19 protein-coding genes and 1 riboswitch are annotated in these 17,086 nt (G+C 52.6%); of the genes, 7 read left to right on the forward strand and 12 right to left on the reverse strand.

What is annotated here, in order from left to right:
- The first annotated feature begins 484 nt into the window (after positions 1–484).
- A complete protein-coding gene (locus tag C6I21_RS01180; protein WP_105957588.1) occupies positions 485–1,639 on the forward strand; it encodes a polysaccharide deacetylase family protein in 1,155 nt (384 codons plus the stop codon).
- 120 nt (positions 1,640–1,759) lie between these two features.
- Here the strand turns inward: C6I21_RS01180 and C6I21_RS01185 are convergent, their stop codons facing one another.
- A complete protein-coding gene (locus C6I21_RS01185) occupies positions 1,760–2,788 on the reverse strand; it encodes an anthranilate phosphoribosyltransferase (RefSeq protein ID WP_105957589.1) in 1,029 nt (342 codons plus the stop codon).
- Between the two features lie 323 nt (positions 2,789–3,111).
- On the opposite strand from C6I21_RS01185, the gene C6I21_RS01190 reads away from it, so the two are divergent.
- The 4 genes from C6I21_RS01190 to C6I21_RS01205 all read left to right on the forward strand — a co-directional run bounded on the left by C6I21_RS01190 (position 3,112) and on the right by C6I21_RS01205 (position 7,139).
- Positions 3,112–4,089, forward strand: coding sequence for a quinone oxidoreductase family protein (locus tag C6I21_RS01190; RefSeq protein ID WP_105957590.1), 978 nt, complete (start codon positions 3,112–3,114; stop codon positions 4,087–4,089).
- A 290-nt stretch (positions 4,090–4,379) separates the two neighbouring features.
- Positions 4,380–4,664: a hypothetical protein gene (locus C6I21_RS01195; RefSeq protein WP_105957591.1), complete on the forward strand. Its 285-nt coding sequence runs from the start codon at positions 4,380–4,382 to the stop codon at positions 4,662–4,664.
- An 81-nt stretch (positions 4,665–4,745) separates the two neighbouring features.
- Positions 4,746–5,729: a 3'-5' exoribonuclease YhaM family protein gene (locus C6I21_RS01200; protein WP_105957592.1), complete on the forward strand. Its 984-nt coding sequence runs from the start codon at positions 4,746–4,748 to the stop codon at positions 5,727–5,729.
- A gap of 156 nt (positions 5,730–5,885) precedes the next feature.
- On the forward strand, positions 5,886–7,139 hold the full coding sequence (locus C6I21_RS01205; protein WP_105957593.1) for a serpin family protein: 1,254 nt from the start codon (positions 5,886–5,888) through the stop codon (positions 7,137–7,139).
- A gap of 57 nt (positions 7,140–7,196) precedes the next feature.
- Here C6I21_RS01205 and C6I21_RS01210 read toward each other — a convergent pair whose 3' ends face one another.
- The 9 genes from C6I21_RS01210 to C6I21_RS16130 all read right to left on the reverse strand — a co-directional run bounded on the left by C6I21_RS01210 (position 7,197) and on the right by C6I21_RS16130 (position 14,061).
- Positions 7,197–8,330, reverse strand: a complete 1,134-nt coding sequence (locus tag C6I21_RS01210; protein WP_105957594.1) for an alcohol dehydrogenase catalytic domain-containing protein — start codon at positions 8,328–8,330, stop codon at positions 7,197–7,199.
- 186 nt (positions 8,331–8,516) lie between these two features.
- The gene (locus tag C6I21_RS01215) at positions 8,517–9,239 is read right to left on the reverse strand and encodes an amino acid ABC transporter ATP-binding protein (RefSeq protein WP_105957595.1); all 723 of its coding nucleotides are present in this window, start codon (positions 9,237–9,239) and stop codon (positions 8,517–8,519) included.
- On the reverse strand, positions 9,240–9,911 hold the full coding sequence (locus tag C6I21_RS01220) for an amino acid ABC transporter permease (RefSeq protein WP_105957596.1): 672 nt from the start codon (positions 9,909–9,911) through the stop codon (positions 9,240–9,242).
- A gap of 72 nt (positions 9,912–9,983) precedes the next feature.
- Positions 9,984–10,796: a transporter substrate-binding domain-containing protein gene (locus C6I21_RS01225; RefSeq protein ID WP_105957597.1), complete on the reverse strand. Its 813-nt coding sequence runs from the start codon at positions 10,794–10,796 to the stop codon at positions 9,984–9,986.
- 200 nt (positions 10,797–10,996) lie between these two features.
- Positions 10,997–11,770 carry a copper amine oxidase N-terminal domain-containing protein gene (locus C6I21_RS01230; RefSeq protein ID WP_105957598.1) on the reverse strand — a complete coding sequence of 258 codons (774 nt, stop codon included), beginning with the start codon at positions 11,768–11,770 and terminating at the stop codon, positions 10,997–10,999.
- Between the two features lie 139 nt (positions 11,771–11,909).
- Entirely contained in the window at positions 11,910–12,335 is a 426-nt protein-coding gene (locus C6I21_RS01235) for a copper amine oxidase N-terminal domain-containing protein (RefSeq protein WP_105957599.1), read from the reverse strand.
- A gap of 23 nt (positions 12,336–12,358) precedes the next feature.
- Entirely contained in the window at positions 12,359–13,360 is a 1,002-nt protein-coding gene (locus C6I21_RS01240) for a copper amine oxidase N-terminal domain-containing protein (protein WP_105957600.1), read from the reverse strand.
- Between the two features lie 24 nt (positions 13,361–13,384).
- A riboswitch (cyclic di-GMP riboswitch) is annotated at positions 13,385–13,467 on the reverse strand.
- A 22-nt stretch (positions 13,468–13,489) separates the two neighbouring features.
- Positions 13,490–13,780 carry a hypothetical protein gene (locus C6I21_RS01245; RefSeq protein ID WP_181186024.1) on the reverse strand — a complete coding sequence of 97 codons (291 nt, stop codon included), beginning with the start codon at positions 13,778–13,780 and terminating at the stop codon, positions 13,490–13,492.
- Positions 13,781–13,860: 80 nt separating this feature from the next.
- On the reverse strand, positions 13,861–14,061 hold the full coding sequence (locus C6I21_RS16130) for a zinc ribbon domain-containing protein (protein WP_142393194.1): 201 nt from the start codon (positions 14,059–14,061) through the stop codon (positions 13,861–13,863).
- Positions 14,062–14,196: 135 nt separating this feature from the next.
- On the opposite strand from C6I21_RS16130, the gene C6I21_RS01255 reads away from it, so the two are divergent.
- A complete protein-coding gene (locus tag C6I21_RS01255; protein WP_105957602.1) occupies positions 14,197–14,526 on the forward strand; it encodes a YolD-like family protein in 330 nt (109 codons plus the stop codon).
- 59 nt (positions 14,527–14,585) lie between these two features.
- On the opposite strand, the gene C6I21_RS01260 is transcribed toward C6I21_RS01255, so the two are convergent.
- Both C6I21_RS01260 and C6I21_RS01265 read right to left on the reverse strand, forming a co-directional pair.
- Positions 14,586–15,419 carry an NlpC/P60 family protein gene (locus C6I21_RS01260; RefSeq protein WP_105957603.1) on the reverse strand — a complete coding sequence of 278 codons (834 nt, stop codon included), beginning with the start codon at positions 15,417–15,419 and terminating at the stop codon, positions 14,586–14,588.
- Between the two features lie 175 nt (positions 15,420–15,594).
- Positions 15,595–16,044, reverse strand: a complete 450-nt coding sequence (locus tag C6I21_RS01265; protein WP_105957604.1) for a MarR family winged helix-turn-helix transcriptional regulator — start codon at positions 16,042–16,044, stop codon at positions 15,595–15,597.
- A 92-nt stretch (positions 16,045–16,136) separates the two neighbouring features.
- Between C6I21_RS01265 and C6I21_RS01270 the strand changes: the two genes are divergently transcribed.
- Positions 16,137–17,072 carry an ATP-binding cassette domain-containing protein gene (locus tag C6I21_RS01270; RefSeq protein WP_105957605.1) on the forward strand — a complete coding sequence of 312 codons (936 nt, stop codon included), beginning with the start codon at positions 16,137–16,139 and terminating at the stop codon, positions 17,070–17,072.
- Positions 17,073–17,086 lie beyond the last annotated feature (14 nt).

The following is a 17,086-nucleotide window of genomic DNA, read 5'->3' on the forward strand; positions in this document are numbered from 1 at the left end:
TGTGCATGAGCGGAGCCGGTCTATGATCTAAGGCTGGCTCCGCTCGTGCCTTCAGCCGCTTAACGCGGCATGAAGAAGTTGGACTTTTCCGGTGAGCTGCGGGATTTTTAGGCGGAGAAGTTGGAATATAGCCGGGGGAAGTTAGACTATACCAGGGAAGTGAGAATAGGCCAGGGAAGTGAGAATAGGCCGCCGAGTTGTGAGACTGGAAGGGCCAGTTGTCGGAGCGGCAGTTGTGAGACAAATCAGCTCAGAAGTAAGACTCCGCCGCAGCCGTGCTTCGGCTTCCACTGGAACACATAAGGCTGCAGATGCAGGCAGAAAACGGTAAATCATTTCGTATATTGCTCTTTTCTTTTAAGGCCAGGCAGGCTCCGCCTATTTTTTTCACATAAAACAGGTATTTTACATATTTTATTGCAGGTATATTTCACTACATTGCAGAATAGTAACAAAACAAGACTATGGAAGGAGTGGAGAAAAGATGAAACCGGGAACATGGTTGTGGTGGGTCGTTTGTTTTGTACTGCTGGCAGGAGTATTCGCTCCGGCTGCAGAGGCTGCTGCTCCGGCAAGAACACCGATTTTGGTTGCTGTGGAGGATGACATTGTGTCGTTTCCGGATGAGAAGCCGTTTGTAGAAAAGGGGCAGACCTTTGTACCTGTACGTTTCTTTTCGGATGCCATGGGTATTTCGGTCGGATGGGACAATGCGGCGAAAAAAGTCACGCTGAAAAAAGACGGGAAGACGATGGTGATTGAAGCCGCCGGAGGTCGTGTTGTGATGACAGATGGGACAGTCAAAAAACAGCAGATTCCGCTGCAGAATGGAAGGACACTCCTCCCGTACCGGCTCATTACGGAAAGCTTCGGGTACGCAGTACAGTATTATCCGGAAGGTCCCGCAGCCCGTGTTTATTCCAGTGAAGCAGAACTGTCTTCATCGGCTTTTCTCGCTGCCCACAAATCAACATTTGATGCCTTCCGTAAAGAACGCGATGCCTGGCTGGAAAAGCAGAAACGCAGCTCCAAAAAACCTCTTTACGTTACCTTTGATGACGGACCGAATAAATACACCGCCTCCATTTTAAATCAGCTGAAAAAAGAAGATGCCAAAGCGACGTTTTTCGTTCTTTCCGGAAATGCCAAACGGTATCCGGATCTGATCCGGCGGATGCAGAAAGAAGGGCATGAAGTTGCCTGCCACGGAGTGACACACCAGTTAAAAGTCTTTTATGCGTCACCGAAAATGGCGCTCCAGGAAATGAATACGTGTGCAGCAGCCGTAAAGAGTATTACCGGTGAAAAGCCGGTGCTCGTACGTTCGCCATACGGCAGTAAACCGTATTTAACGCCGCGTTTCTCCCAGGCTCTCCACGGCGCAGGCTACCGGATCTGGGATTGGAACGTGGACACGCGTGACTGGGCATCAAAGTCTCCTCAGGAAGTATGGACACGGACCGCTTCAGCATTAAAGAAAGCCGAGGCCCGCGGAGAGAAGCCAGTTGTTCTGATGCATGACAACTCTATTACCGTACAGTCCCTGCCACGGCTTCTCACGACGTGGGAGAAAGCCGGATACAGGATGGATCCGCTGGATGCCTCCATGAAACCGTACTTCTTCTGGGACTACCGCTGACACTCTATTTTCCCTATAACAAAGGAGAAAGCATGCTTAGAAGCTGCTTTCTCCTTTTCTGTGAATTGTCCTTTCTGCTTTCTTCAGCCGGAAGAGCGGGGGCCGGAACAGACATATGATTTACTGTATTTTTCTCCATTTCTCGAGCTGATCCCACCCTGCGCCGGCGGACAGCTGCGATTCTGCAAGCTGAATGCCTTCGTCTACCGTCGGCCGGTGACCGAAAAGAAAATAGCGGACGCCTGTATTGTATACCGTCAGCGCATGCGCATCGGGGTGTCCATTTCCCCGTAGTACGCCTTCAATCAATTCTGTCTGCTCCGGCAGGGTGAGCGTTTCGAGTTCTTTGTTTCTCCGGATACCGATGCCGGTGTCGTCCGGGTTCAGATCAAAGCTGATCGTCTCCTCCTGCGTCACATGATACAAAAAGCTTTTCCGGTGCGCCGGCAGATCTTCGGACCCCTCTGCCCCCTGCACCATATACATATGATCAAAACCAAGACGCCGCAGCAGCTCCGAGTTCGTATCCACGACGGTCCGGTGAAAAATACCGACCATAATGGAGCGGGCACCTGCCGGACTGAGCATTTTTTCAATCGTATTCAGGAATGTCCGCACACCGATCAGCTCACGCACCCGGCGGATCCGTTGAAGCGGCGGACAGAGTTTCTCCGTATCGCCAAAGCCGATGCCCGCTTCTTCCAGGGAGCGGCCGATCTGCTCCGGCGGGGCACCGGTATCAATACCGATATCCGATACGATATGCTTGAGCGGCACCGCATACTTCGGCGGCAGCGCCTCTCCGGAATGAAGATAGACCGGAATGCCTTCCGCTGCAAGAAGCAGCGCCGATGGAATCGTCTGCGCGAACATGTTCCGGCCGGTATACGGTCCGCCGAAATCGATCATCCGCGCCTGTACCTCCTCTATCACCGGGATATGCGTCGTGTGCTCCCGAAGGACCTCCGCAAACGCCACCGCCTCGTCCGGCGACTCCTCTTTCAGCCTCTCTGCCACCAGAAGCGCTGCCGTCTGCGCATCATCCGCCTCCCCGCTGCAGATCATCTCTGCTGCTCGGCGGGCATCCTCATAGCTCAAATCCTGCGCCCGCTTTTTGCCGCGGGCCACCTGCTTAATAAACTCCTGCATTGTGTACCTTCCTTTCCTGTACCCTTTATGTATACGAAGCCTTTCCGGCGGGGATAAACCTATCCCTCCATCCTGTGAAAGCGTCACGGCCTGAGAAAACACCGGCTGACGATTATCAGCTGCTACATGGACCGCCGGAGCGGCTTATTGCAGCTCTTCTGCCAATTGTATCAAATATGTTCGTTTTAACGGCGGCGTACAGCCATTTTCCTCGGAATTCTGCGTATGTTTATCCACCACTTTTTGAACAAATAAGCGCATCTGCATTATTTTCCAGACTAAATGAAGCAGGACCGGGGAATACGGGGGATGGAGGTGGTACGATGAAAGCAGTACAGATTCATTCTTTCGGTGGCCCGGAAGTGCTCTCGTATGAAGACGTGAACACCCCGGAACCCGGCGAAAAAGAAGTGCTCGTAAAGGTGCACGCAGCCGGCATTAATTATGCCGACACGATGCGCCGGCAGAACAACTATGTGCTCGATACGCCGCTGCCATTTATTCCAGGGTCGGAAATTGCCGGTGAAATTGTGGAAGCAGGACGTCTCGTCGATCCAGCTTTCTCCAAAGGACGCCGGGTCACGGCGCTGATCGGCGACAGCGGCTATGCAGAATACGCTGCCGTCCATGAGCGTTCGCTGATTCCGATTCCCGACCCGCTCTCCTATCAGCAGGCGGCTGCCCTTCCTCTGCAGGGATTAAGCGCCTATCACATTTTAAAAACGATGGGACGGCTGCAGGAAGGCGAATCGGTTCTCATCCACGCAGCAGCCGGCGGTGTCGGCACACTTGCCGTTCAGCTGGCGCGCTACTTCGGCGCCGGAAAAATCATCGCTGCAGCAAGCACAGAAGAAAAGCGTGCTCTTGCAGAGAAGCTCGGTGCCGATGTCACGATCGATTACACACAGGAGGACTGGCCGGAGAAGGTGCTGGAAGCAACCGACGGCCGCGGCGCGGACGTTGCGATGGAAATGGCCGGCGGAAAACTCTTTCAGCAGACGCTCGACTGCCTCGCCCCGTTCGGACGTCTCGTCACTTACGGAGCAGCAAGCGGCGAACTGCCGGAGCTGAACACGTTTCACCTGCTGGAAAAGAACCAGTCCGTTATCGGCTTTTTCCTGCCGCAGATGATGGCAAAGCCCCAGTTATTTGAATACAGCCTGAGAGAGCTCGTCACCTTGGCAGCAGAGGACAGACTCCAGTTGCATATCGGCGGTGTCTATCCGTTGAAGGATGCAGCCAGTGTGCATCGGGACATGGTAGACCGGAAGACGAGCGGGAAGCTGATTCTCGAGCCGTAGCCGGCCGGATTAAATCATCCAGCGCCCCGTGAAAAAAGTCCTTTTCCATGGCGGTAACGGATATCTTTCTGTTCCCGGTTGGCCTATTTGGAAAAAAAAGGTTTTTAATAATATCGATGTATGGTATGCTCCCCCTGAGTCCAGGGGGAGTTTTTTACGTAAAGATATATAAAAGGAGTTGGGCTCTATGACTACTATTGGAATTTTCGGCTATGTGATGATCGTGGGAGTAATTCTGCTGCTTCTCGTTATCTGGAGGCTGACTCGAAAAAAGTAAGGAGGAATCCGCTGTGCGTTTGCTGCTGGAAATGCTCCGGATCCTGCTGCTCCTCGTCCTGAGCGGCGGGGTGGCCTGGGCCATGTTATCGTTATTTATTCCGACGGAGGCCGATCCTCTCGCCGGCCTGTCTGTCAGCGTGGGCGTGCTGATCGGCTTTTTCGTGCTGTACCGGAACAAGCTGCAGTTTTCCGGCTGGTATGAAGGCGCAGAGAGAAAGCCGCTTTCGAAAAACGTGTCGTCGATTCTCGTGATGACGGCGCTTCTGCTCGTTTTTCTGCCAGTCGTTTTCTTTTGACGACGCGGCGCGGGCCGTTCGTGACAGTGCCTGCCCCCTGTGATACGATAGAACAAATGTACGCAGGGAGGGATTTACTGTATGGATGATTTGGCGCAGCTCACAGAAGCGAACCAGCAGTTCCGCGGGTACGGCCTCGTGCGGAGTGCACGGCTGGCCCAGACGAAAAAAGGCGACCCGTTTTATAACCTGACGATCGCCAGAGGAAAAACAGAGATTCCGGTGAAAGTGTGGAGTGACCATATTCACGGCCGGGAAGACGAAGTGAAGCAGATGCTCCAGGAAGGAAAAGTCATTTTCCTCGAGGGGGATACGTCGACGTATCAGGACCAGCTGCAGATGACGGCGCGGGCATTCCGCGCGGCAGAAGAAGACGAATATGATATTGCTGAATTTCTGGAGACACCGCCGGAACCGATTGAAGCACTCCAGGAAGAGTTGGAAGGGTATTTACAGCAGATCACCGACCCGCTGCTCGCTGAGATCGTGACGTCGATTTATGCGAAATACAAAAAGCCGTTTTCTACATATCCGGCAGCAACGAACAACCATCATTCCTTCGTCGGCGGACTGCTTTATCATACGGTATGCATGCTCCGTCTCGGCATGGATGTGTCCACACGCTACCCGGCGGTGAATAAAGATTTCATTATCGGCGGCATTACGCTGCACGATGCGTCCAAAGTGATGGAATATACGAGCCATATCGCTCCGGCCTACAGCGTGCCCGGCGAATTTATCGGCCACATTTCGATGTCGTCGATGCTCGTCGACCGGGAAGTCCAGCGTATTCTCGCCGGACGCGGGGAAAATGCGAAGCTGACCAAGCTGGAGCAGGAAGCCGTTTACCAGCTGCAGCACTGCATCCTCTCGCACCACGGCCGGATGGAGTGGGGATCGCCGGTCGAGCCGAAAACACTCGAGGCGCACATTATCCATCTGATCGACATGATCGACTCCCGGGTCAACATGGCCGAACGCGGGCTGGACGGCGCGCCGGAGGGCGAGTTCACGAAAGTCTTCCCACTTGGAAAACTGTATAAACCGATGAGCGGGGATGACTGATTCCCTTATAATGACCGGCCGTACGGAGATAAATATTTCCGCACGGCCGGTTTTCTCTGTCTTCCGGATAGAAATATCTGTAACTCCAGTTTCTCCTTTTTCGTCTGTACAAGTAAGAAAGGTCGTATCGACCATTGAAAAAAGGAGGCGTTTTGCATGAGCCATCTTAAAACAACTGCAGCCTGGAGCGGTTTTCTGTCAGCCACCCTCCTGCTTACGGCCTGCGGCGAAAACTCACCTGATGCCGAAAATACAGCGGATGCGGTGCCGGCGGAAGAAGAGCCGGACGACGTTTCCATGGAAGATGTAAACGAAGACGTGCCCGGCTCCACCCAGACGTTCGGCTGGAATTTGTTCGATCACCTTCTCCAGGAGGAGGAAAACCAGCTCCTCTCCCCCGCAAGCATCAGCACGGCACTGGCGATGACGATGGCGGGCGCGGATGGGGAGACGAAGCAGGAAATGACGGAAGTGCTTTCCCTGCACGGACTGGAGGACGAGGAAATCGACGCTTCCTTCCAGGCGCTGATAACCCTGCTGGAAGACACCGGTTCTGACGTGGAGCTTGCCATTGCCAACTCCATCTGGAAACGCGAAGACTATGGGTTTGACGACACCTTTATCGAAAAGATGGAGGAGGAATATCAGGCCCAGGTGGAACCGCTGACAGACGAGGAACCGATCAACGACTGGATCAGCGGGCAGACAAACGGCCTGATTGAGGATATGATTTCCGAGGTGCGGCCTCAGACGGTCATGTACCTGATCAACGCGGTTTATTTTCAAGGGGACTGGGCCGAGCCTTTTGAGGAAAGCCTGACAACCGAAGGCACGTTCACCACGTCCACCGGCAAAGAGGTCGACGCGATGATGATGCGCCGGGCGGAAAAAGAACCCGTCTTCCTGCACAGTGAAAACGACGCGTTCCAGGCAGTCTCCCTTCCCTACGGCGAAGAAGAGCGATGGTCAATGAACGTTATTCTTCCACATGAAGAGGAGGGCTCGCTGCAGAAAACCGTCGACGCCTTCCGTAACGAAGATCCGCTTACCTTCTCCGAAAAGGTCGGGAACTTCCGGCTCCCCCGCTTCCAGATGGAGGAGGAAACGACGCTGAACGAGCCGCTCATCGAACTCGGCATGCCGAAGGCGTTCAACAGCGCGGAAGCGGACTTCTCACGCATGGTGGAAGGCGGCGGTATCTTTATCAGCGAAGTGCTGCACAACACCTTCATTGACGTCGATGAAACCGGCACCGAAGCGGCGGCAGCAACGTCTGTTGCGATGGAAGAATCCGCACCCGGTTATGATTTCGACATGATCGTCGACCGTCCGTTTCTCTTTACGGTTCAGGACGAGGAAACCGGCGTGCTTTTGTTCGCCGGCTATGTAAATAAGCCGGAAGAAGGGTAAAGAATACTGCATAAAACGGGCCGGGAGCGACTGCTCCCGGCCCGCTTGTATGCGCCGTTACGGCTTTAGTACGAACTTGATACTCTCATCTTCTTTTTTATCGAACATGCGGTACGCCTCTGCTGCATCGTCGAGTTTCATCGGATGGGTAATGATGTCGGTCGGGTCAATCTGCTTGTTTTCGACCATCTTATACAGCGCCGGCATCATATGAATCACCGGAGCCTGCCCCATCGTAAGCGCCACGTTGCGCGTGAAGAAATCGCCGATCGGGAAGTTGTTTGCTTCGGTGCCGTAGACGCCGGTAATCTGGACAATTCCGAACTTACGCACAGCCTGGGAAGCCGTGATAATCGGGCTGATCGTACCGAACTGGTTGTCTCCCTCCGAGCCGAATTCTTCATTCGGCGGAACGGTGCCGTCCATGCCGACACAATCGATAACGACGCGTGCGCCGCCCTTTGTTTTCTCATGGAGAAGCTTGCCGATCTCCGGATTCTTATCGAAGTTGAACGTTTCCACATTGTTCGTGCGGCGGGCATGCTCGAGCCTATATTCATAATGGTCCACTGCAATGACCCGCTCCGCGCCTTTCATCCAGGCGAACTTCTGCGCCATCAGACCGATCGGGCCGCACCCTAATATCACGACTGTATCGCCGTAGGTGACACCGCTGTTCTCCACGCTCCAGAACGCTGTTGGAATGACGTCGGATAAGAAAAGGACACTTTCATCATCGAGCTCGCTGTTTTCCGGTACTTTAAACGACGTGAAGTCTGCATACGGCACGCGCAGGTACTCTGCCTGACCGCCGGGATGCATGCCGAAGTCTTCCGAGAATCCGAACAGTCCGCCCATTTCGGTGTGCGGGTTCGAGTTGTCGCACTGGCTTTCCATCTGATTCCTGCAGAAATGGCAGTCGCCGCAGCCGATGTTAAACGGAATGACGACGCGGTCGCCTTTTTTCAGTTCTTTGACTCCCTTGCCGACTTCCTCGACTATCCCCATCGGCTCGTGGCCAATAATGTAATCCTCGGGCGCCGGCACGCCGCCTTTGTATAAATGAAGGTCGGACCCGCAGATACCGGTCGCTGTAATTCTCACAATCATATCTGTATCTTCCTGAATGGACGGCGCCTTTACATCTTTCACCTGCATCGTGTCTTTCCCCTGATACGTTACCGCTCTCATCGTCTCATCCTTTCTAAAATAAGTAGGCTGTGTCCTTCTATTTACAGATTCAGGATGAATTAAACAAAAACGACATAAATTATACCTTTTTTCCTACGTCCATCGAAAACGAATACGGAGCCTGTTTGTCATACAAACGAACAGGCTTCCAGAACCGTTATGCGGTCCTGGAAGCCTGTTACGAAGCTATAAAATTTTACTGAGAAACTCCTGCGTCCGCTCGTTCTGCGGATTATCGAAGAGGTCGACCGGTTTACCTTCTTCCATAATAATTCCCTGGTCCATGAACAGGACACGGTCTCCCATTTCACGGGCAAAGCCCATCTCGTGGGTGACAACGACCATCGTCATCCCTTCGCGGGCGAGATCCTTCATAACTTCCAGCACGTCCCCGACGAGTTCGGGATCCAGCGCTGACGTCGGCTCATCAAAGAGCATCACTTTCGGATTCATGGCGAGGGCGCGGGCAATTGCGACACGCTGCTTCTGACCGCCGGAAAGACTTCCGGGGTAGACATCCGCCTTATCTCCAAGGCCGACTTTTTCAAGAAGTCCTTTCGCCCGGGCGTTCGCGTCCTCCTGAGAGATGCCGCTCACTTTCACCGGCCCGATCGTAATGTTTTCCATGACCGTTTTGTGCGGGAACAGGTTGAAGTGCTGAAACACCATGCCGACCTGCGCGCGAAGCTTATTGATGTCAGTTTTCGGGTCCATGAGACGGACGCCGTCGATTTCCACGTCGCCGTCCGTGATCTCTTCGAGCATATTCAGACAGCGGAGAAATGTACTTTTTCCGGATCCGGACGGGCCGATGACACAGACGACCTCCTTCTCCTCAACAAAGGCATCAATGCCTTTTAACACTTCGGTCGAGCCGAAGCTTTTATGAAGATCCATGACTTTAATCATTTATACATCCAACCTCCGTTCCACACGGCGGAGTATAACCATAGACGGCACGGTAATAATCAAGTAGCCGAGACAAAGCATGATATACGGTACAAACGGCTCCCCCGTGGTACTTACATACTGACGCATAATGTACGTCATTTCCCCAAGTGATATGACGGCGAATATGGACGTATCTTTCAAGCTGATAATAAACTGGTTGCCAAGCGGTGGGATCATGCGGCGGAACGCCTGCGGCCAGATGATGTAGCGCATCGTCTGCGTGGACGTCATACCGACAGAACGGCCGGCTTCCATCTGCCCTTTGTCCACGGATTCCACGCCGCCGCGCACGATCTCGGCGATGTAGGCGCCGGCGTTGATCGCAATGGCGATGATCCCGGCGGTTAACGCATCAAAGTTAATCCCGAAAAAGTCCGATACCGCAAAGTATAAAAACAACGCCTGCACGAGAATCGGCGTTCCGCGGACCAGCTCAATGTAAACGGTCGCAATTCCATAGATAATTTTATTTTTCGAAATCCGCATCAGGCCGACGAGGCTTCCGATAATGAAACCGAAAAAGAAGCCGGTGAAGGTGACGATCATCGTCAGCTGCATCCCCTGCCAGATAAACGGGATGGAGTTGACGTAGTGCGGACTTGAAACGAGTTCGTTTAATTTATCCCACATGTACTCTGCCTCCTCGGAAAAACACGTCCAGTGCAGCAGTTACGCCTGCACTGGACTGTGCCTGGTCACACATTATTCTCCCTGGCTCTCAATGACTTCCTCTGCCGTTTCCGACAGCTCGTCAACGTTTGGATCGTCCCCGAACCATTCATTATAGATTTCGGCATAGCCGCCGTCTTCCATCATTTCGTTCAGAGCATCGTTGACGTCCTCGACAAGTTCAGAGTCCTCCGGGAAGGCAATACCGTATTCTTCACCCTGCAGTACGTCACCGACGGCTTTGAGTTCGCCGACGCCCTCTGTATCAATGTAGTACAGGACGTTCGGTACGTCGTAGAGCACACCGTCCACACGTCCCGCGCCGACATCCTGATACGCACTGACGATATCCGGGAACGTCGTGATTTCAGCATCGGTGTTATCCTGAAGGTACGATTCACTCGTTGTCGCTGCACGCGTAGCAATGTTAAAGTCGTCTACATCGTCGATCGATTGGATCTCATCGTTATCTTCTGCGACAGCAAGCTGAAGCCCGGCAAGGTAGTATGGACGGGAAAACTGGAAGTTTTCAGCGCGCTCCGCTGTAATAGTCATACCGGCAATGCCGATATCATAGCGCCCGGTACCCATTCCGGAAACAATGCCGTCAAACTCTACTACTTCCAGCTCAATTTCGAAACCGACACGGTCAGCGATTTCATTGATGAGGTCAATATCGAACCCTTCCATTTCCCCTGTTTCCTCGTTTAAGTATTCAAATGGTACATAGCTGGAGTCGGTGGCCACCGTATAGGTCGGCGTATCTCCTTCGTCTCCCCCTCCGCATGCTGCGAGCAGTGCAGCAGCGGCAATTCCAGTACTCAGTCCTGCAGCTTTTTTCTTCATAATATGTACATCCCCCTCGATTCGAATGATTACGAATTTTACAAAAATAACGACCGTGAATAAACTGTAGCATAATCTCCCGTTCAATTCAATTTGATTGTCAAATAATCTCTCCGTACTGTGTGTTTCTTCCTACGTCGCCGGGATATAAACAAAAAGCTCCCGCCATGTGAGAGCGAAAGCTTTTCTTGAAATGATTTTTACGGGTACAGCGAGACGTTATCCTGGAGTTCCACGATCACCCAGCGGCCGTTTTCATAGCGCATGGAGCCCCTGAAACTGGCTGTGAAGTAGTCCTGATCCCGAAGTTCCGCCCTTACGGAAAAGCGGGCCTGGGTCGTTGTCTCGTACGTAATGTCCAATTCTTCAGTCGGGTACACGTTCTCGAACACGTAGCCGTCCTGGCGGATGATCTGGTTGATCAGCTCGTGGCTGAAATACGGCCGGAAATGGGAGCGGATCTGGGAAAAGTCGTCCAGGCGGTTCACATCGCCGATCAGCCGGGCATAGCTCTCCTTTTGCTCTGTGCTCAGCCGGTCCGGTGCAAATGTTCCCTGATGCACTTCCACCCGGGTCTCTCCAAAGAAAATCCAAGCTGTTTTCGTCTGCTGCCGCCAGAGGAATGGACGATTCAGTGTTTCCCCGAAAAACCGCAGCGGAATAAATGTCGTACCCCGCTCCACGCGGGCCGGTACATCGAGTGACACGCTTTCTCCGTTCACGCGTGCTGTCCGGCTGTTGATAGGCAATTCAATCGTCGTGTCCCGGTACTCGATGGTCACCGTGCGCGTCCCCTGGTCCCAGGTGATCTCCCCACCGCCGCCTTCCACAACAGCGCGAAGCGGCATCAGCACCCGCCCCTCCTCGATTTTTCCATTCTCAATAATGACGCGGTCCTCTTCTGCCTCAGCGGATGTAGTCCATCCAGCCACCCCGCAGAAAAGGACGATAAGTACAGCGAGCCAGTATTTCATTATCTTTTCCTCCCTTATCGATTGGCCTTCCTCCTAATTAGACGAAAACCATCCACAAAGGATCCGAAGAAATGGACATTTTCTTAGAAAATGAAACAAAGCACAGCCGGAAGGAATGCTTCCGTACTGTGCTTTGTTTCTATCGTGTAAGCACGATGACCGTTGTTCCATCGTATACTACCGAAGCGGTGCGGGAAGCCTGATCCCAGGACAGCGGCAGACGGAACGCCGCGCTGAACGTGCGGAGCGGAATAAACGTCACGCCGTTTTCCACGCGGGCTCCGACGTTTACCGGCACTGCCTGGCCGTTAATGCGCACATCCCCGCCTGTTACCGGAAGCACGACGGTTGTGCTCCCCCGGACGATCGTCACTTCCCGGGCAGACTGATTCCATGTAACATCACTGCCGCCGGCCTCCGCTACGGCCCGGAGCGGCAGCAGGGTACGCCCGTTCTCAATCTTTCCATTATCTACAACGATCTGCTCGGCTGCCGCTCCGCCTGCGGGAAGAAGCAGGCTGAAAAGCAGAAGCAGGATGGCCGTTCCTTTTACGGTTAACCTCACTGGACCGCCTCATTTCTTTTGTATCAGGAGTTGTCTTCCTCTTCGTCAATCACAACGACACTTTTCGTTTCATTGTCCCAATCGACCTCTGCATTCAATGCTTCACTCACAAAACGGAGCGGTACCATCGTACGGTTGCTTTCCAGAAGCGCTGGGACGTCCAGCGTTACCACCTGTCCATTTACGGTGACGGTCGTATCGCCAAGAACCAGACGGATCTCTGTATCTCCCCGCTCCACCGTCACGGCTTTTGTCTGTTGATCCCAGTCCACGTCTGCGCGCAGCGCCTCTGAAACAGCCCGGAGCGGCAGCAGTGTGCGGCCCTCTCTCACAACAGGAGGCACGTCGAACACTGGATGGCTTCCGTTGACGAATACTTTGGTCTGAGCGCTCCCCTGCTTCTTATCATACAGTTCCGCCAGCTTTTTGTAGCTTTCTTTATCACGGAGATCTGTCTGTACGAGCTCTTCCTGAACCTCATACGCACCGTCCACATCTCCCATCGTTTCCCGCTCTTCTCTTTCGCTGTTCAGGCGGTCTTTCCATTCCAGGCGCACGCGGTGGAATTCTGCCATGGAAACTTCTTTTGCTGCCTGCATTTCTTCACGGCGCTCCTGCTGAAGCTTAGCCCGCTCGCTTCGGTTTTCGCCTCTTTCACCGTCGTCATTATCGTTGTTGTCATCGTCGTTGTTGTTATCATCGTCATTGTTGTCATCATCATCATCATTGTTGTTATCGTTGTTGTTGTCATCATCATCATTATCATCGTTGTTGTTATCATCATCATTATCATTGTTGTTATCATCGTCGTTGTTGTCATCATCATTGTCATTGTTGTCATTGTTGTTATCGTCATCGTTGTCGTCATTATCATTGTCATCGTTGTTATCGTCATCCTGAGCCTGTGCCTGTTCCGGAAGGCCCGGACGCAGATCATCTGCAAGTGCCGCCCCACCAATTCCGACGACGAGAGCCGTTGCCATGGCGGATGCTAAAACACGCTGACTGAGTGAGAATTTTTTCATTACCTGATTCCTCCTTTGAGTGGTAATGGCAGCTGGCTGGCATAGGTGTCCCCACAGCCCCTGTAGCTTTGTGCCGCAGCGTTTCCACTGCTTTACCATTACCCTCACTTTATCACACCAAAGAAGGAATCAGGAGAGACGATCTTCGCTGAATCGTAAGTCTTTGTGCTCATTATAGACGAACAACAGAAAAAATAACGACCAATACAATATTCCGCCTGAAATATACGCTGCAAGATCCCAGGGGTCACGGACGCTGTGGGTGAGGTACAGCGGGGTAATCCCCTCCCAGAACACTCCTGCAGAAAACGTCAAAAGAACAATGCTTCTAAGCCGCGTGAACCACTTCCTGCCGAGAAACACCCAGCCCATCAGGCCCGTTCCTCCCGAAAGCAGAAATCCTGCCAGAACATCATTCATCCAGCTGCTGAAAAACACGTGGATGTCCGCCGGCTGAAGGATCAGCAGATTGACTGCCCAGAGAAAGAGACCGCCGGGGATTAGAGAAAGGACATAATAAGGATACCGAGAATCACCGCTCCAACGACGCCCCAGAAAGTAACCGTATGATCCGGCTCTTCTTTTCTTGGACGTTCCTCGATAATCGGGCGGTCCGGCTGTAAAGGGTAGCCGCAGTGCGGACACGTTTTTGCCCGCGTAGACACGCTCTCACGGCATTCCGGACATGGTGTAAGTGCCATATTCCCCCTCCTCTTTCTTTTCTATATGCTGTTTTGTTTACGCGCATCAAAAGGAAAAGTTTCACAACCTTCCCTCTTGCAAATACGAACAAATGTTTGTATAGTAAAAGAAAAGCACTTCAGGAGGTGTTCCCAATGGAAAAATATCTTCAGCGCGGCAACCTTTTATGGGAAGGGTCGCGGATGATGCTGCACGAGCATGTGGATGCGCTGGAGGCGCACTGGGCTTCGGAGGAGAAGGTGCCACCGCCGCGTCCGGATCAGGATGCGCTCGGCATGATGGGACAGGAGGCACTCCATGCGCTGCATTATGAAAAAGACGTGTATGTCACTTTCTGGGAAGATGGGTTTCATTACAAAGAGAAGGGCACAGTGGAAGGGATTAACGAACTGACAAAAGAACTCCGCTTTGCCGGCAGACGTATTCCGTTTGATCACCTGATCTGGGTGGAACCGGCAGAATAAACAAAAAAACACCCTGCAGACGAGGGCAGTCTGCAGGGTAATCCGAGTCATATCTTATTTTACTGGGAAATCTGTACGGTCTGTGTGCTGTTATCCCAATGAACGACCGCACCGAGAGATTCACCGACAAAGCGGAGCGGTACCATTGTACGTCCGTCCACAATATCCGCCGGCTGATCAAGCGTCACTGCAGATCCGTCTGCGTACGCGGTCTCTTCGCCGATAGAAAGTGCTACTTCGCTCCCGTCAAGGTTTCCGGTTGCTGTCTTCGTGCTGTTGTCCCACTGTACTGTCGCACCGAGCTCTTCAAAGATCGCGCGCATTGGTACAAGTGTGCGTCCGTCCGTTTTTACCGCTTCTTCATCCAGGTCCGAACCATTAATGTACACATCTACTGCTTCATAGGCCGGGGTGGATGCTGCTGCCACTTCCGGATTCTGCTCCTGTACAACGCGCTTGGCGCCGACATAGCGTGGAGACCAGTAAGAGTTGCTCAGACTCGCAATCGATACACCCTGGGAAGAGGATGAATGAATCATCTGATTGTTCCCGATGTAAATACCGTTATGCGTAATGCTGGATGTTGAACGGGATTCGCTGAAGAATACAAGGTCTCCCGGCTGCAGGTTGGAGCGGGAAACGTAATCGCCTACACCGTACTGCTGCTGTGCAGTACGCGGAAGGTCAACACCCGCTTTTGAGAATGCGTATCCTGTAAATCCGGAGCAGTCAAATCCGCTCGTGGAGGTCCCTCCCCACTGATACGGTGTCCCAAGCTGACTTTCTCCAGAAGAAATAATTTCATCCACGGTTCCTGCTGCTTCCACGTCTTCGGCTGCGATCGGTGCAAATGCAAATACACAAGCTGCTGTTAATACTCCCCACCACTTCATAAACTGTACATACCCCCATCTAAAAATTACGGCGACCTTTGTCTATCCGTGTCGTTTTTTCCACAATTGCTACTGTACCAGACACAATAACGCTTTGTGTTACAGGAACATAACAATCGGATTATTTCACCGTAATATTTGTTTAAATGAGGAGAAATCGGGAAACCCCCATCGTTCAGGCTTCATCGAGACGGCTCAGTACGTGATGCAGATCGTGAACGGCCCGGTGCAGCTTTTCTTTCTCTTCTTCCGGAAGACGGTCCAGCCGCTCTTCCACTACGCCCTCCATTCTTTTTTTCTGTGCTTCCAGCAGCTTTTCCCCTTCCGGAAGCAGTGCTGCCAGCATTATCCGCTGATCTTTCTCATCCCGGCGGCGGACGATCATTCCCTCCTGCTCCAGCTTCTGAATAAGCGGGGTGAAATTTGATTTTCGAAGTCCCAGCTTCGCCGCTGCCTCTGTCGTCGGAAGTTCTCCAGCATCTGCAATGACGTGAAGTATGTGAAGATGCATCGCATGAAGAGAATCGTGTTCGATGACACGCATACTTCCGAAGATCTTTTTGGAAAACAGCGGCAGGACGGACAAGAGCTCTTCTACAAGACGCTCGTTCTTGGTACCGCTCATTCTCTTCCTCCTTTCAGTTGACTTTCTTTCCTATTTCCACACATAATACATATAGTTATTATATCAGAACTATCTACGAAGGGGAGAGCGACATGGAGCCGATTATTTCCGTCCGGGGACTGACAAAAACGTACAAGCAGACGACCGCCGTGAACAACATTGATTTCGATGTGGACCAGGGGGAAATTTTCGGGTTTCTCGGGCCAAACGGTGCCGGAAAAAGTACGACGATCAATATGATCTGTACGATGCTCGCCCCGACCTCCGGCTCGATTACCATTAATGGATGGAATGCTGCAAAGCAGCGCGGAAAAGTCCGGGAAAGCATTGGGCTTATCTTTCAGGAAAATACGCTCGATGAAAAACTGACTGCACGAGAGAACCTTATGCTTCACTGCCGCTTTTACCGCGTACCAAAATCCCGGCGGGCAGCGCGGATTCGGGAAGTCCTGGAGATCGTTGATTTAACAGATAAAGAAAATCAGCGTGTCGATACCTTTTCCGGCGGCATGAAGCGCAGACTCGAAATCGCACGCGGCCTGCTCCACTATCCGAAGGTCCTTTTCCTCGATGAGCCGACTGTCGGACTTGACCCGCAGACGCGGGCCCACCTGTGGGAATACATTCTCCGTTTAAAAAAGAAAGAAAACATTACGATGTTTTTAACGACACACTACCTGGACGAAGCGGAGATAAGCGACCGTGTCGCGATCATGGATCAGGGGGAAATCATTGCCATCGATACGCCGGATGCGCTGAAAAGACAGCTCGGCGGAGACATCATTGAACTTTCCTCCACCGATAACGAGGCTGCCCGCCGGGAAGTCGAAGCAGCTGTGCCGGAAGCGGAAATCACCGTGGATGACGGCATACTCCGCATTAAAGTTGCCGACAGCGACAAGTTCGTCTCCACCATTCTAAAGTCATTGGACACTCCCGTCACCTCCCTGAATATCCGGCGTCCGACACTGAATGACGTGTTCCTTGCCTTTACCGGCAGAAAAATCAGCGAAGCTGCAGAGGACTAAGAAAGGAGAAGCCA

Source organism: Alkalicoccus urumqiensis (assembly GCF_002993335.1).
GTDB classification, from domain to species: domain Bacteria; phylum Bacillota; class Bacilli; order Bacillales; family Salisediminibacteriaceae; genus Alkalicoccus; species Alkalicoccus urumqiensis.